Origin of the sequence: Cuneatibacter caecimuris, assembly GCF_004216775.1 — a bacterium.
Classification (GTDB): domain Bacteria; phylum Bacillota; class Clostridia; order Lachnospirales; family Lachnospiraceae; genus Cuneatibacter; species Cuneatibacter caecimuris.
This window is the reverse complement of the sequence record NZ_SGXF01000007.1, coordinates 54304-71221: the sequence shown is the minus strand read 5'-3', so window position 1 is coordinate 71221 and position 16918 is coordinate 54304. Positions and strand designations below refer to the sequence as shown.

Annotated in this window: 7 protein-coding genes; 4 read left to right on the top strand and 3 right to left on the bottom strand. The window is 45.8% G+C overall.

Features of this window, described 5'->3' with window-relative positions; translation table 11 throughout:
• Positions 1 to 61 precede the first annotated feature (61 nt).
• Positions 62 to 5017 carry a metallophosphoesterase gene (locus EV209_RS14085; protein WP_130436119.1) on the top strand — a complete coding sequence of 1652 codons (4956 nt, stop codon included), beginning with the start codon at positions 62 to 64 and terminating at the stop codon, positions 5015 to 5017.
• An 85-nt stretch (positions 5018 to 5102) separates the two neighbouring features.
• On the opposite strand, the gene EV209_RS14080 is transcribed toward EV209_RS14085, so the two are convergent.
• The 3 genes from EV209_RS14080 to EV209_RS14070 form a co-directional block, all read right to left on the bottom strand.
• A complete protein-coding gene (locus tag EV209_RS14080) occupies positions 5103 to 6707 on the bottom strand; it encodes a zinc ribbon domain-containing protein (RefSeq protein WP_130436118.1) in 1605 nt (534 codons plus the stop codon).
• 291 nt (positions 6708 to 6998) lie between these two features.
• Positions 6999 to 9365, bottom strand: coding sequence for an NPCBM/NEW2 domain-containing protein (locus tag EV209_RS14075; RefSeq protein WP_130436117.1), 2367 nt, complete (start codon positions 9363 to 9365; stop codon positions 6999 to 7001).
• 700 nt (positions 9366 to 10065) lie between these two features.
• Positions 10066 to 10650 (bottom strand): recombinase family protein, encoded by a 585-nt coding sequence (locus EV209_RS14070; RefSeq protein ID WP_130436116.1) that lies wholly within the window; start codon positions 10648 to 10650, stop codon positions 10066 to 10068.
• A gap of 245 nt (positions 10651 to 10895) precedes the next feature.
• Between EV209_RS14070 and argS the strand changes: the two genes are divergently transcribed.
• The 3 genes from argS to EV209_RS14055 are packed head-to-tail and all read left to right on the top strand — an operon-like array spanning position 10896 to position 16905.
• On the top strand, positions 10896 to 12665 hold the full coding sequence (gene argS / locus EV209_RS14065; RefSeq protein WP_130436115.1) for an arginine--tRNA ligase: 1770 nt from the start codon (positions 10896 to 10898) through the stop codon (positions 12663 to 12665).
• Positions 12666 to 12682: 17 nt separating this feature from the next.
• Positions 12683 to 15871 carry a DEAD/DEAH box helicase gene (locus tag EV209_RS14060; protein ID WP_130436114.1) on the top strand — a complete coding sequence of 1063 codons (3189 nt, stop codon included), beginning with the start codon at positions 12683 to 12685 and terminating at the stop codon, positions 15869 to 15871.
• Complete coding sequence (locus tag EV209_RS14055) at positions 15868 to 16905, top strand: threonine aldolase family protein (protein WP_130436113.1); 1038 nt, start codon at positions 15868 to 15870, stop codon at positions 16903 to 16905. The genes EV209_RS14060 and EV209_RS14055 overlap by 4 nt, the downstream gene beginning before the upstream one ends.
• The last annotated feature ends 13 nt before the right edge of the window (positions 16906 to 16918 follow it).

Below are 16918 nucleotides of genomic sequence, written 5' to 3'. Positions count from 1 at the left end.
AAAGTTTAACAGAGGAGATGTAAAATACTGTAAGTAAGGAATATTCTGAAAGGAGATTATAATGAGAAAGAAGATTTTGAAACCTGCTGCAGCGATAGTAATGGCAGTGCTTATGGGAATATCGCCGGCATACTCCTCTGCGGCGGGCGCGGGGACTATGGCGTTACCAGAGGAAATTGAAAGTTCGGAAAATATTTCTAAAGGAACTGAAACACCCGGTCCGCAGGGGGACAGCCTGGAAGAAACTTCTGCGGGGGAAACATCTGCCGGAGAAATGGATTCAGAAGGAAGTTCAGCTGAATCTTCGGGCGTACCAAAAACTACATGGAAGCAAAGCGCATCTCCCGCAGCGTCTCCGCTGATTGTGACTGAGGTTGTTCCTGCGTCAACGCAGAAAATGACATATACAGAAGTTTATAACAACTCAGATGCTGTAATCAATTTGGGAGGTTACACTTTCTATTATCAGTACCCTACAGGAGGGGGAAAAGTCTGGAATACCGGTGATTTTTATCTGAAACCCGGGGAATGCGCAGTACTCTGGCAGAGCAATAATGCAGCAGATAATGCGGATACTTTTAACAATTATTATGGAACAAATTTAGAACTGGGAAAGAATTTGTATAAAATCAATTACAGCGGAATTCATTCCACCGCAAAAAGAGGTTTTGCATTTGGGCGGAATGAAAACAGCATTATTGCATATGCAGAATGTAATGCAGACGGTGCGGATATCACTGATAAAACAAAAAAACTGGCTGTGCAGTATGAATATGCCGGGACAGGCAGTACTTCTGAAAAGAGAGAAGTTTCTGCTGCCACACCGGGAAGTGTGGAAGACTGGCAGGTACCAGATATACCGGTACATTATGAGAATATGCCGGAAGTGACGTTACATACAGTGAACGGGCCGCAGATAATAGAAACGGATGCTCAGGAATTGACCATTTCAGCGGATCTTTCAGGAAACCAGGGATATGTGCCGGCATATCTGTGCTGTCAGCAGGGACCCCAGGAGAAAAAAATTCTGATGACCTGGGATGAATCAGCCGGTAAATATACTGCATCCATTTCCAGAAATCAGCTATGGAGTGATGAAATTTCCTGGAAAGTAGAAGCCGGCTATGGAAACGGCAGCACTGTTTCTTCAGAAAGCCAGACCACCGCTGTAAAGTATGCAGATCTGACAGAAGAAGAAAAAGCACCTCTGGTGGTGACAGAGGTAGTAACGCCTCCGATTTCTGCAGGCGAATTCTCCGGAAACAATCAGTTCTCCTATGTGGAATTATACAACAGAACAGATTCAGCCATTAATTTCAGCTATTATAAATTGTTCTACGAGTATACAGGGACGCAGACGGCAGATAAAACCTGGACTGTTTCAGACCCTGCGGTGATGGTGGAACCGGGAAAGGCATTGGTTCTCTGGCTAACAAACAACGGAAATACGGTGGAGGATTTTAACCGTTTTTATGGAACTGATCTGGAAGAAAATAAAGATATTGCAGTAATTAACTATTCAGGATTCCATGAAAGCCAGTGGCGGACCCTGAAATTTGGGAGGAGCCAGGACAATATTTTTGCCAGAGCTTCTTTTAATGAAAACAATAAGGCAACCATGGACCGGAGCGGAACACAGTCGATACAGTATACATACCCCAGGACTGCGGACGGACAGAGTCTGATTGTGACAACGGATACAAAACCCAGTCCGGGAACAGTGGAAAGCTGGCAGGTGCCCGGGGATCAGAGCCATTTTATGGGGTATCCGGGCTATCCGGAGGATGATGGTTCATCTCCTGTTCTCACGCTGCACGGCAGCTGCCCTGCTTCCATACAGGAAGGCAGTGAATTGTTTGTGACGTTTGATACTTCCGATACATTAGGGCTGATCGGCACTAAGTTATATTACCGTCTGGACGGGAAAGGGAGATGGGAGGAAATTTCCACTGCCAAAAACAGAGTGCCTTACTATTATTTTGCCCGGATTCCCGGAGATATCCTGTTTGGACATGATTCTGTGGAATTTTACGCAGAGGCATATAATAATTTCCGGAGTTCCAGGACTGATATTTACCGGGTTGGAATTGACCGTCTCAATGAGACAAAAGGAATCCGTTTGAATGTTTCCGATCAGCAGATTCTCAGCGGCCAGGTAACAGTGACGGCAAACGACGGCGCGGAGAACACAGAGACTAAAATACTTTTGGACGGAGAAGAAATAGATACAGTTCGCCTGCTGGAAAATGGAGCCTTTTTTGCTCTGACCGCGAATGGAAGAGATTCCTATTTTAAAAACGCGGTGACAGCTCCTTATGGAGAAAACAGCAGGGAGATCATTCAGTATATTGCCAAATGGCAGGATCTGGACAGTAAAGTGATCCATATCGACAACAAATACTTTTCTTATAATCAGGAAAAGGACTGTTACGAAGTGACGCTGACACTGTGGGCCGGTGATTCCGGAACCCCTTTTGAGGATATCTTTCTTCCCGGCGAAAACCACGAGGATTATACTGTGACAAATCTGCGGATGCTTCTGGCCAACGGCAGAGAATATCTTCCAGTATCCATCGGGCCGGATGATGAAGCAACAAAAGATAAGACAAATCTCAATACAGAACTTTCCGCAGTGCATACCATCGGAGACAGTACAGGAATGTGCACCAGACTGGAAGTGAAATTTGAAATTCCGGGAGCAGAAGTTACTGCAGTAGGAAATACACTGGATACCAGAGCGCTGGAAGACGGGCTCCACACCATTACCGCTGTATCAGGCAGCAAGAGAACGGAAAAAAAAGTGATTGTGGACAATACAGCTCCGGCAATTGACCTGGGCATCACAGACGGACAGATTGTGACAGGCACTGTTTCCATTAATCCTCAGGTATCAGATTTGAATGGAATTGCCCATCTGAGTGCGGTGCTGGATGGAGAGGAACTGGAGATTCCCTATCAGATTCCGGCGAGAGAGCTTCAGACAGGAGAACATGAAATATCTGTGATGGCAGAAGATGGGGCGGGGAATACAGCGATATCTCGGGCAATATTTGTTACAAGGCAGACGGATCCGTCTATTACTGGAGCTGAAGCGGCTGAAATTACAGAAGACAGCGCCAGACTCTCGGTTTCACTGGGAAAAGAAAATTCCCAGGATACACAGGTGTCCTTTTATAAAGGGAAAAACCTGACGCTGGAAAACGGCGGAGTAACAGTGAAAACTGGTTATGGAGATTCTCCTTTGGATGTAAAATTGGGCAGCCGCTCCCTGAAAGTGACCGCTCCTGATGGAATGCTTCCTTACCAACTGTTTACGATAGAGGCCGGGGAGGTAAAGGCAGAGGACAGTGTGTTTATAAAATGGGATGGGACTGCTGATTATGCGGATGAAGACCATCAGTTGAAACTGTATGTGCTGAATGTGGAAAAAAATAATTGGGAAAGCATTGGGACTGTGGATGAAAAGGGACGGATTGAAACTTCTTTTGCCGCAGCCAGTCATGTAGAAGAAGGAAAAGCTATGGTTTTAGTGCAGTGCCGCGCCCAACAAAGCGCTCCGAATGCCCAAAACAATTCTCATAATGATCCCGTTGTACAAAAAAGCGCTGATGCTCAGTGGGACGGAACCGGCAGGCCTGAAAATTATGATTTCTCTTTTGCCTGGATCACTGATACACAGTATTACACAGAAAGCTGGCCGGAACATTATGTGAATCAGAACCAGTGGATTGTAGACCATGCTGAAGACTGGAAAATCAAATATGTTATTCACACCGGAGATATTGTAGACGAATATGATATGATCAGTCAGTGGGAGAATGCGGACAAAGCTATGAAGATATTTGATGATGCAGGGATGCCTTACGGTGTACTGGCAGGAAACCATGACGTGGCTGCCGGAAATATGCTGTATCAGAATTACTGGAATTATTTCGGTGAGCAGCGGTTTGCTGACAGTTCCTGCTACGGAGGTTCCTATCATAATAACGCGGGCCACTATGACTTAATCAGCCAGAATGGTCAGGATTTCCTTCTTCTGTACATGAGCTGGGATATCTACGAGGATGAGATCAACTGGATGAATCAGGTACTTCAGCAGTATCCGGACAGAAAAGCGATTATTCTTCTGCATCGTTATACCAATGTAAACGAAAAAGAGAACACTTATCTGGATTATGCCGGAAAAGTGATTCAAAAGGAAGTGGTGGCGAAGAATCCGAATGTTTTTGCTGTTCTTAACGGCCATTATCATGGATCTTCCTTTGAAACTGCGGCTTTTGATGATGACGGGGATGGTATCAGAGAGCGCACGGTTTACCAGATCTGTACTGATTATCAGTCTGCTTTTGAAGGGGGAGAAGAGTACATTAAATTCCTGTACTTTGACCTGAAAGGGGGAAAAGTGTATATGAATTCCTATTCTCCGCTCCACGATGATTTTAATTACTATGATACTGCTAAGTATGAAAGCTATGAAGAAGGAAACAAAGGAAAAAATATTGATATTTTTGAACTGAACGTGGATTTTGATCTGACAGAAAAAACGTTGGATTGCAGCGGATTTACTGCTGGTGTCAGAACTGAGAGTCTTATTGGAAGCGTACAGGCCCAGGGGCAGCAGGCGTCCGTTATATGGGAGGGTCTGGAAGCTGAAAGAGAATATACCTGGTATGCGGTGGCTGAAAACACAGAAGGTGGTCTGGCAGTGAGCGGAATGAACGAGTTCAGAACTGCTGCTGAAGAGTCAGGGACAGAGACAGCAGAAAACTCTGAGCCCGAAAGTACAGAAACCGAAAGTTCAGAAACAAAAAGTCCGGAATCAGAGAGTAGCGAATCCGAATTCGCAGGTGAGCAGGGCACTATAACTATGATACCTTCTGCCACTGACTCGCAGGGGGCCGGCGTACCCACCGGAGACCAGACGCCTGCCGCGTGGCTGATTGTAATTGTTTTATGTTCAGGAATAGCAGCAACATTTCTTTCAGTGGGATACCTGAAGAAAAAAACAGGAAAATGATTGAAAGAAAGGCGCCCCCAGCGGGCGCCTTTGCTCTGGTCATACTCACAGTCCTGAATGTCTTGCGGCCTCTGTGAAAATATTTTTACTGTATATCATGTGCAGCTTTTTTACCAAAAGTCACTACTATCCACATAATACTAAATAGAATACAGGAGATGAGTAATGGAATTAAAATGACCAGAATCTCAGCTTTTTCAGGAAAATTCCAGCCATTACCAGAGGCCAATAAACAGCATATAATGCCCAGAATATTCAGCAGCATAGCCGAGAGATATGCTGAAGGAGTAATAAAATACTTTAATGTGCTGTTTCTTTCCTTTTTCAAAAGATAACTTATGTTCAAGCAAAGCGAAAGAATCGGTAAGGACATTATAGACAGCATATTATAGAAAAAGTACTTTTCAGATGTCAATCTGCGGCAGCATACAAACAGAAGGATGATCTCAATAATCGCAACACCTGACAAAACTGCGGACATTCGCAATAAGGGATGCGGCGCCGGTTTTTCGGAGGGAGTTGTACCATTGCATTTTCTTTCTTTTCGGACTATAATACCGCCAATTGTCAGAATGAAAACAAGTCCCAAAAGAGCCGTTGCATTAACGTCCAAGAGAATAGGATAATAGGCTGCGAGGTATACGATTAAAGAAGCCCCGCAAAACGCCAGTGTGGAGATATACAGCCTGCGTTCCTGCAGCTTGCCGTTTCTCCAGGCTGCCCGCACTGCGGGATGCAGGATAAGCAGGATCCATACAGAAAATAGTATTTGGAGGATTCTTTCAAAAATATGCAGCCATGTAACAGACTGACAACCATATGAGACAAAGTCAGAAAATCTCCAGGCTACCAAAAAATTATTGCCTATGATACACCCTAATAAAACAACAACCTCCCAACCCTTAAAAAGAGCAGTTCCCGTGTCTTTAAACCCCAGCTTATATGCTGCGTGAGATTTTACATTTGATTTGTTATTTGATATATTAAAACTTACGGCAAACAGCACAATCGCTGTTGCGATTGCCATTATAAAGGTAGCATATAAAAAAGGGGCAGGCTGGAGGAGGGTGGGATCGCCGTAAGTCCCCCCTTGTATGTTTCTGTTCGGCTGCGATATTAAAATGTAGGTGAAGGCAGACGTCCAAAAAAACAGTGCGCATGAGCTAAGACCAATCCATTTATACGCCTTCTTTTTATTCCAGAAAAGACAAGCTGATAACAGTAAAAGGACTGCCGCTGCTGTGTTTAAGATTGCGAAAGATTTACATACAGCAGAAATATCCGTAAAATCAGCCAATCCAAAAGTTATTTCCTCTAATTTTTTCAAATAATTGGGAATTTCGTATAAACTGTAAGAGGATTCATGTATGTACTCGTATCCTAATAGGTTTTGTGAAGGTACTGTTATCCATTTTCCAAACGCGGAAATTATTAATAATACAAAAAATACGAACATCAAAAACGAAAACCTGTTTTTATGGGCCGTTGGTTGTTTATCTGTGAAGTCATGCGGGCCCGGCGCAGTCTGTTGTCCGTTTAAATTTTTCCCGCAATTTGGGCAAAAGCAGGCATTGGATGGAATGAGAGATCCGCAGTATTTGCAAAATCGCGGTTTTTCTAATGGCTCTCCGCACTGTACACAAAAATCGGCGTCAGGCACGTTCTCATACGTACACTTTTTACATTTCATTTAATTGACCTCCTTCATTTCACTGGCATGCCATCGATTCCAGGCGGAATGATGATGTTTTCCTCTGTTCCTGTATATCCGGTGATCATGCAAAAGTTCTTTGCAGAACAGTCCTCCATTTTATCCACAAACACAATATATTAACAAGGGGATTGACTGTTTCTGATGCCCTGTACAGATCCTGTCTCTTTTGAAGCACATCCTGTAACAGATGCGGTCAAAATCTCCATAAATAAGATAATCCCAAATTTTGTTATTTTCATTTCTTCTCCTTATGCTGTAAAGCAATCATCATTTTTGAGGCACGAGTTTTCTGTATTCATATACAGGTTCATGGTATATCCCCGACTCGTCCATATAATCCTGCTTAACCAATGTCTGATCTGTTGTGCTTATAAACGCCTGCTGCGTTTCATCATATCTATATTCGGATGCTTCCTGCCCCGGCTCATACAGCAGAGATAACAGGGTTCCTTCTAAGACGTAGGTTCCTCTGATAGGTTCTGCACCTGCGGCATTTGTTCCGCTAAACTGCCCTGTGTCATAGAATTTGAAATCCCATGTATCGCTGAGACGATAACCAATAGATTCCCATGTATATTCCGTTAAGGCTGTATTAAGCGAACCGCGGTCCAGATAAATCGATTCTTCTATAGGGTCAGGCGATTCAGTTACGTCCTTTTCAGACTCGCTCATTTCACTTTTCAGCCAACGATTATAAGGAAATACATCTAGATCATGGAAAATTACATCGTCTAATATCAACTCAGCACTGGTTACCGCAGACATACTTGAATATCCATCCTCTGAAACTGCTTCCACAGTAACTGTTTTAGCGTTACTAATATCAATGGAAAAGACGATGGGCGCAGATTCTTTGCGCATAATTGGGGTTTCATAAACCAGGTTCTCATCTGCATAAAATTTAAGCTGTCCGCTTGCCAGAGACCATTCCGATACACCAATTATCCCTGACATGTATTTGTATTTTTCATTTGTTTCGTACTGAATGGACCTATTTTCCCCTGAAACCGGCATGAACTGAATAGGTCCCGCCGGATTATTATGACTGTCATAATCCGGAGAATAGTAATTCCCATAAATGTCCTTGACATCATGCCAGTCGGATGTTATCACCCTTGTACCATTCCTGTTAACCGGCGCAAGAACAGCGGCATTAGGTTTAAATATAGGTGAATCTGCCGGAATTCCGACAGAAAAATCAAGTTCGATCAAAGTGCTTTTATAAACATCATTCAAATTTATACTTGTAATATCTTCTCCAGGTTTAAGTGCAGAAACTTTATTAGCATCCACGGTTACAAAATATACTTTTCCTTGTTCCTGTTCAAAAAAAGCCTGACCATAATCAATAGATGCGTAACGGATACCCGTATCATACCACGTTCCGGGGGTTACGGCATCGGAATATACGACAGCTCCGTTTATGTACATATATATAATACCGTTATAATAAGAGTACACGGGTTTCGAAAAGATAGATAAAAATTCAAGTGCAGTCTTTTCCTGGGATATATCAGCGCAGCATCCATACCATGATTCAGCCCCATCACTATGAAAAGGAACAGAAGAGTAAGCGAAATAAATAATACTGTTTCCGTACACGTCAAGATTTGATATCGAGGAAGCAGCAGCTGTGTTTTTACTCAGTAGAGTATTGAAACTAATACAATCATCGGAGCTATTCATCACTTTTTTTGCAATAGTTACCGTTTGGTCCTGTTCCTTTATATGGCGATGATAATAAACCTCGTCCACAATCATGCAATCACTGCTGGCCATCGTTGAATCACAAAGCAATGTACAGACGTCCTTTTTATAATCATAGAGAAAAGAACAACGATTCTTGAAGTCTTTGAGGTTACCGTTCTGAGGCACCCCTTCAAGAATCAAAATGTCGCCCTGCTGGGATATATCTGAAATAGACTGGCATTGGGAAACCATGCTGCGAAAGACAGATTCCACCCGTTCTGTTTCTCCTGTTTTTTCTGAAAGCCTGTACAGCCATATCTCTGGATTTTTGTACCACTCCAGAGATTCCCCCGGCTGATCAGTATATAAAAAGTAAATCCACTCGCCGTTTTTTATTATTGGTTTATTTAGATTATCTTCAGTATCAGAAGCTGTGGGGAGTTCAGCAATACAATCAATGGTGTAGCCATCTGAGAGACAATCATTGATGCGGTAATAGCTTTCCATTTTCGTGTCATAGTTATAATTGTAAAAATAGAGAGAATTATCCTCGCATGCAATCAGCTTTAAGTCTCCGTCTGATTTAAACAATTCTTTCCTGGATCCCTTTGAATCATATCTGACAATATGTATTCCATTTATGCGGAATACCATTGTTTTATATTGCCAACATTCTTCTGAATTTGTTATAGGCCAGAAACCGCATTTTTCCCGTTCATTTTCGGGAATAGCATCAGCCCATAAAATATCTGTATAATTCTCGTTACGTAGGATAACATTTTGAGATAAGAAATCATACCGGTAGGCTGGCGTCTTTTCCGAAATCCCGGACGGAGAAGATACTTTGTTCCTATTCATATCAGATGATTTTTCCTGCCCCGCGCAGGCTGGCAGCATACATAATAACAGCAAAAATGCAAACAAAAATATTTTTGTATATTTCATACTTTTTACCTCGATTTCCCTGCATAGCAATCTGACTAGTTACTTGCTGACCATTTGTTTCATTATGTAGTTAATTACAGAGCTGCGCGTTGCCGATTATCAAATAATTACGTTTTTATGTATCAACTTCCCAGCTATAATATGTCTGCCGATTTTCTTCGGCAACGATGCGTAGAAATTTTGCGTTTTTAATATCTGCGTTCCAGAAAATTCAGCGCCGGCTCCCGCATTTTCAAAAAGGGTTTTTAAAGCGTACAGTTTTGTCAATTCCTGTTTATATTGCTGGTATAATTTGCGGCCCGAGACCTTGTAAGAATAATCGGACATTTTACAAAGATATTCTGCAGCACTTTTAAATGCCTCTTCATCATTGTTGTAGCGAAGCAACAAATTCGCTGTATACTTATTAATTATTTATTCCGCGTCAGCTTGAGATTTCTTCTGTCAAAATCATCACAGATATGTAAAACATGATTCTCTAGAGATTGTCATTCCTCCTTCCCCAATGATATTTTCCGTAATCAAAAGGTGTACATTTTGACATAACTGGTTCAGAGGATATAATAGAAATTCAAAAATAGACTTGGATAAAAATGGATATAATTCTCTAAAGTTACTTGATTTAAAGAGCTTTCAAGAGTATAATGTAAGATATATATGTGTCTGTCAAAATGTACACATTATGACAGGATTATTGATTTTAAAACTTCTTCAGCCTTCGGTAAAAGGTTGATTCGCTCATATTACATCGTTTCAAAACTTCCTCAAGTGGAAGTTTATTATTTTTCCATGCCTGGACAAGATGGGCGAAATCTTCTGGCACAGCTTTTTCTGGCCTGCCGAACTTTACGCCCCTTGCCTTAGCGGCTTCAATTCCTTCCGCCTGGCGTTTGTGTATATTTTCCCTTTCATTTTGGGCTACAAAGGATAGAATTTGCAGCACTAAGTCTGCAATAAACGTTCTCATTAAGTCTTTGCCCTGGCGGGTGTCCAGCAATGGCATATCCAGTACACAGATATCAATTCCTTTTTCCTGGGTCAGCAATTTCCACTGTTCCTGTATCTCTTTGTAATTTCGGCCTAGCCGGTCAATACTCAGAATATACAGCAAATCCCCTGGTTTTAGCCGTTGAATCAGCCGCTGATATTTAGGTCGGTTAAAATTTTTACCGGATTGCCGATCTGTATAAAGATTTTTTTTGAGGATGCCTTTTTTTCGGAGAGCAACCAGCTGTCTGTCTGCATTCTGGTCTGTGCTGGATACCCGAATATATCCGTAATTCATAAAATTCACCATCTTTCTAACTATAATATGCCGGACAAAGAGGCAAAAAACAAGTACGAAGTCATTCTTGAAGAGCCTATTCCAGGAAACTAAGACCGGCTAATTGTCCCGTTATATCTATTGTATGCCGCGAAATCAGTGCAGGCAAGATAATAAACAATAACCCGGAACTCACTTTTTCTGCTGGAAATTAACAAAAATTTGTGCTATGATATTATATCAGCATATTTTTAGGAGGAAGTGAAATGAAAAAGATTCTGGACTTGATCGGAGCGCAGGTACAGGCTGCATTTGCCGACGCCGGATATGAGGCGCGGTACGGAAGAGTGACCCTGTCCAACCGCCCGGATCTCTGCGAATATCAGTGCAACGGCGCGCTGGCAGCGGCCAAGGCCTATCATAAAGCCCCTATTGTCATTGCAGAAGAAGTATTAGAAAAATTGGAAAAGCTGGAGATGTTTTCTGAAGTGAGCGCAGTGAAACCTGGCTTTCTGAATCTAAAACTGTCCGGCGCTTATCTGGTTTCCTATTTGTCGGAAATAGCCCAGTCGGACAAGCTGGGCTGCGGGCCTGCGGACAGTCACAGGAAAGTGGTGCTGGATTACGGCGGGCCAAATGTGGCGAAGCCTTTGCATGTGGGACATCTGCGTTCTGCCGTAATCGGTGAGAGTCTGAAGCGGATCTGCCGTTTTATGGGGGACGAGGTGATCGGTGACGTGCATCTGGGGGACTGGGGCCTGCAGATGGGGCTGATTATTGAGGAACTGAAGGACCGCCAGCCGGAACTGCCTTATTTTGATGAGAACTATAGGGGCGAATATCCCAAAGAAGCGCCTTTCACCATATCTGAACTGGAAGAAATCTATCCCGCGGCCAGCGCCCGTTCCAAGGAGGACGAAGTTTTCGCCAAACGTGCCCATGACGCTACCTTCCGCCTGCAGAACCGCGAGCCGGGATACTGGGCTCTCTGGGAACACATTATGCGGGTATCCGTTGAGGATCTGAAGAAAAACTACGAGAAGCTGAATGTGACTTTTGACATTTGGAAAAAAGAGAGCGACGCCCAGCCTTATATTCCTGGCATGATTCAGAGGATGAAGGAGAAAGGCCTGGCCCATGAGAGCCAGGGCGCTCTTGTGGTGGATGTGAAACAGGAATCCGATACCAAGGAGATCCCTCCCTGTATGCTGGTGAAGTCTGATGGGGCCACCCTGTATCCCACCACAGATCTGGCCACGCTGGTGGAACGGGAAGAACTGTTTGATCCGGACATGGTGCTGTATGTGGTGGATAAACGTCAGGAACTCCATTTCACCCAGGTATTCCGCTGTGCCAAGATGGCGGGCATTGTGCCGGACGAGACAGAGCTGCGTTTTCTTGGTTTTGGCACCATGAACGGCAAAGACGGGAAACCGTTTAAAACCAGGGCGGGGGGCGTGATGCGGCTGGAGACTCTCATCGGAGAGATCACTCAGGCGGTTTATGATAAGGTGCAGGAAAACCGTACTGTGGATGAGCAGGAGGCCTGGGAGATGTCCGGGAAAATTGCCCTGTCCGCCTTGAAGTACGGAGATTTGTCCAATCAGGCGTCTAAGGATTATATATTCGATGTAGATCGCTTCACTGCTTTTGAAGGAAATACCGGTCCATATATTCTGTATACTATTGTCCGGATAAAATCTATTCTGCGCAAGTATGCTGAAAATATCGGCGGAGATCCTGAGCGGGCCGAGCTTCGCGAGCCGGTGAACAGCAGCGAAAAAGCGCTGATGCTTCTGCTGGCCAGATTCGGGGATGTGATGGATCAGGTCTATCGGGAGCTGGCTCCCCATAAACTGTGCGCGTATATCTATGAATTGTCCAACACGTTTAACAGTTTTTATCATGAAACAAAAATCCTGGCAGAACAGGACAGAGACCGCCAGAGCGGATATATCGCTTTGATCTGTCTTGCAAAACAGGTGCTGGAAAAATCCATTGACCTGCTGGGATTTTCTGCGCCTGACAGGATGTAACAGAAAGGAAGAATCGGATGTCTTTGGAGACGAAGGATATTCAGTCTATGGCCGCCGATTTTCAGAGTTATCAAAAGGGAAGGCGCCTCTGGGAACAGGGGCGCGTCCGTTTATACAGAACTGATAGCTTCTGGAAAGGAGAAATCAATCTGCAGGCGGAATCAGAGGATTACAGGGTCCGGCTAAAACTCTCGGGGGACAGGATGACAGAAGCAGCCTGCAGCTGTCCGGATTTTATCCCTGCAAGAGGGCTTTGCCCCCATTGCGTGGCAGCGGCTTTTGCCTACCTGAAAAGATATAACGGAGCTACTGCGGAGGTCTCCACCACTCCGGCGGCCAGGCAGATGCTGGAACAGTATTCCCGCCAGGCCTTCAGCCGGGCCATGGCAGAACAGGAGCCGGAACCGGTGGAACTGGACCCGGTCATCCATCTGCGCCGCCGTCAGTGGTCGGCGGAATTGAAAATCGGCAGAAAAAAGAAATACGTGGTGCAGGATTTACTGGAATTTGCGGATAACTGCTTATATCACAGACAGACAGAGTACGGACGCCAGCTTTCAGTGCGCCATGAAAAAGAATTTTTTCATGCAAAAGACTGGCCGGCGGCAGAGCTGCTTATTAAAACATTGGTGTCCTGGCGTCAGTGCCTGGAAGAAGGAAAAGGGAGCAGCCGCCTTCCGCAGCTGCGCTGCCTGCCTTTGAATCGATCCAATGCCGATGAGTTTCTGCCCTGTTTTGAAGGCAGGACTGTAACTGTGGAAGAAAACGGCGAAAACAGGAAGGTCCATGTGGTGCGGAGAGACCCTGCGCCGGTTCTGAGCGTACAGCAATGCGGCAGCGGGCTATCTCTGGAAATGGAAACTGGGCTTTCTGTGCTCCAGGGGGAAAAGGGCCTGTATGTTGCGGATAAAGAAAATATTTATTTGTGCAGTGAGGATTTCAGCAGGGAAGCGGGAATATTCCTGGTGCATATTTTAACCCGAACATTTCCGGAGTATGGCAGGCTTTTGCTGTCCAGGCGGGACGTAGGAGAATTTTGCGGACAGGTTCTTCCAAGGCTTTCCTCATTTTTAGAGATCAACGCTGATGAATTGAATCTGTCAGATTTTGAGCCGGCCAGCCTGAAAGCGGAATTTTATTTTGACGCGCCCTCTCCGGGATGTGTGACCTGTGAAGTTTTTCATCACTATGGAAATATTTCTTTTAATCCATTGCAGCCGGGGACCCTTCCTGTGGAACTATGCAGAAACAAAGGGCAGGAACTTCGGATCAGCTCCGTGGCGAAAAAGTATTTCCGCTACAGGACAGAAGACGGAAAACTGCAGATCGTGGAGAACGATGGAGAGATTTTCAGGCTTCTGACAGAGGGAATGGCAGAATTTGCCTCCTGCGGCGAAGTTCATCAGTCGGAAGCATTTCAGAAAATCACTGTGGAACAGGAACCGGAAGCCAGCCTGGAACTATCGTTTCTGGACGGCTTGCTGGAGATGAAGCTGGATCTGGGGAACGCTTCTCCGGCCGAGCTGCGCGGGCTTTTAGAAGCCTATGCAGGCAAGCAGATTTTTGTCCGCAGAAAAGACGGAAGCTTTCTGGATCTCAGGACAAAGAAACTGGACAGAATCGCTGAACTTTCAGAGGAACTGAAGCTGGAAGGAAAGAAACTGACCGGAGAGCCCCTTCGCCTGCCGCTTTACCGTGCCGCGGAGCTGGATCTTCTGGCAGGGAAAGAGGGGGTGCGCAGCAGGGAATTTGCCCAGCTGATCCGAAAAATGAAAAATGCGGGCCAGGAAGAATTTTCTGTCCCTGAATCCTTAAAAGGCGTGCTGCGGGATTATCAGAAAACAGGGTATTCCTGGCTCAGGCAGTTAGACGCGCTGGGCCTTGGCGGGATTCTGGCTGATGAAATGGGGCTGGGGAAAACGGTGCAGGTGATTGCCCTGCTTCTTTCGGAAAAACAGCCCGGCCAGCAGTCCCTGATCGTGTGTCCCGCGTCTCTGGTTTATAACTGGGAAAATGAGTGCCATCGCTTTGCGCCGGAACTGACGGTTTGTTCCGTGACGGGAACTGCCTCGGAGCGAAAAGAAAAGCTGCAGGAACCGGCAGATGTGCTGATCACCTCCTATGACCTGATGCGCAGGGACGGGGAAATGTACCAGAAAATGTTTTTCCGTTTTCTCATTGTGGATGAAGCGCAGTTCATAAAAAACTGGAAGACGCAGAATGCCAGGGCAGTGAAATCCGTGCCTTCCCGCACCAGATTCGCCCTTACCGGCACACCCATTGAAAACAGGCTGACAGAGCTTTGGAGCATTTTTGATTTTCTGATGCCTGGATTTTTATATAATGAACGGAGATTCCGGGAACATCTGGAAATGCCCATATTAAAAGGCCAGGATGAACATGTTTCCGGCCGGCTGAACAGAATGGTGCGGCCGTTTATTCTGCGCAGGTTAAAATCTCAGGTGCTCAAAGAACTGCCTCCCAAGCTGGAAAATACCGTTTATTCCAAACTGGAGGGAAAACAGAAAAAGCTGTATCAGGGCAGCGCCCTGAGGCTCCGGGGAATGCTGGAAAAACAGTCGGAAGCGGAATTTCATAAGGAGAGGATGCAGGTGCTGGCGGAGCTGATGCGCCTGCGGCAGATCTGCTGTTCACCGGAACTGTGTTTTGCAGACTATGACGGAGAATCTGCTAAAACGGAAGCCTGTATGGAGCTGCTGCGCACAGCGGTGTCTGCGGGGCATAAAGTCCTGCTGTTTTCCCAGTTTACTTCCATGCTGGCGATTTTGAGGGAGCGGATCGAAGCGGAACAGATATCCTATTTCCAGCTCACCGGCGCCACGCCAAAAGAAGAGCGGGTGAAGCTGGCCGACCGGTTCAACCGGGAATCTGAAGTCCAGGTATTCCTGATCTCTTTGAAAGCAGGGGGAACAGGGCTCAATCTCACCGGGGCGGATCTGGTCATCCATTATGACCCCTGGTGGAATCTGGCGGCGCAGAATCAGGCCACAGACCGGGCGCACCGGATCGGGCAGGAGAACAAGGTGACAGTATACAGGCTGATCGCCAAAGATACAGTGGAAGAAAAAATACTGCAGCTCCAGGAATCCAAGCGGAAGCTGGCTGGACAGGTGCTGGGGGACAGCGGCCTGCCCGCATCCCGGCTCACCAGGGAAGAGCTGCTGAAAATACTGGAGGAGACATGATAAAATATAGTTTTGAGAATGACTACAGCGAAGGAGCCCACCCTAGGATCCTGGAAGCTCTGGCGGAAAGCAATCTGAAACAGAGGACAGGATATGGGCTGGATGATGAGTGCGCGGAAGCATCCGAAAAAATCCGGGAGATTTTCGGGTGTCCGGGCGCTCAGGTCCATTTTCTGGTGGGCGGAACGCAGACCAATATGACGGCGATTGCCGCGGCGCTCCGGCCCCATCACGCGGTAATCGCGGCGGAGACAGGGCACATCAATGTACATGAGACCGGCGCAATAGAAGCTACAGGGCACAAGGTCCTGACTGTGCGGACAGAGGATGGAAAACTGTGTCCTGCGGATATCGAGACTGTGGCGGCGCTTCATACAGACGAGCATATGGTGCAGCCCAGGCTGGTATATATTTCTGATTCCACAGAGGTAGGCACTATATATCATAAGAAGGAACTGAAAGCTTTATCTGATGCCTGCCGCAGGCTGGGGCTTCTCCTGTTTCTGGACGGAGCAAGGCTTGGCGCTGCATTCGCCTGCGCTGAAAATGATCTCAGGCCGGAGGATCTGCCGGAACTGTGCGACATGTTTTATATTGGGGGAACGAAAAACGGCGCGCTGTTCGGAGAAGCGCTGGTGCTGGTAAATCCTGCCCTGTTTGAAGATTTCCGGTGGATGATCAAGCAAAAGGGCGGAATGCTGGCAAAAGGATGGCTTTTAGGGCTGCAGTTTAAACTGTTGTTTACAGATGGTTTGTATTGGGAACTGGCAGCTCATGCAGAAAAACAGGCGGCTGAGATCAGAGACGGCCTGAAAGAACTGGGGGTGGAGTTCCGTTGGGATTCACCCACTAACCAGCTTTTTCCAATTTTTAACGAAGAACAGGTGGAGAAGCTGTCGGAGAATTTCCGGATGACAGAGATGGATTGTTTGGATGGTAACCGCAGGGTGGTCCGGCTGGTTACATCCTGGTCCACAAAGCCGGAAGCCGCAGAAGAATTCTTGAGAGCAGTACGAAACGTTACTGGATATTAAGAGACCGGAGGAA

What these genes read in the sequence shown, in the direction of transcription:
- EV209_RS14080 (WP_130436118.1), bottom strand. Translation starts at nt 6,707, where the DNA reads ATGAAATGTAAAAAGTGTACGTATGAGAACGTGCCTGACGCCGATTTT.
- EV209_RS14075 (WP_130436117.1), bottom strand. Translation starts at nt 9,365, where the DNA reads ATGAAATATACAAAAATATTTTTGTTTGCATTTTTGCTGTTATTATGT.
- argS (WP_130436115.1), top strand. Translation starts at nt 10,896, where the DNA reads ATGAAAAAGATTCTGGACTTGATCGGAGCGCAGGTACAGGCTGCATTT.
- EV209_RS14085 (WP_130436119.1), top strand. Translation starts at nt 62, where the DNA reads ATGAGAAAGAAGATTTTGAAACCTGCTGCAGCGATAGTAATGGCAGTG.
- EV209_RS14060 (WP_130436114.1), top strand. Translation starts at nt 12,683, where the DNA reads ATGTCTTTGGAGACGAAGGATATTCAGTCTATGGCCGCCGATTTTCAG.
- EV209_RS14055 (WP_130436113.1), top strand. Translation starts at nt 15,868, where the DNA reads ATGATAAAATATAGTTTTGAGAATGACTACAGCGAAGGAGCCCACCCT.
- EV209_RS14070 (WP_130436116.1), bottom strand. Translation starts at nt 10,650, where the DNA reads ATGAATTACGGATATATTCGGGTATCCAGCACAGACCAGAATGCAGAC.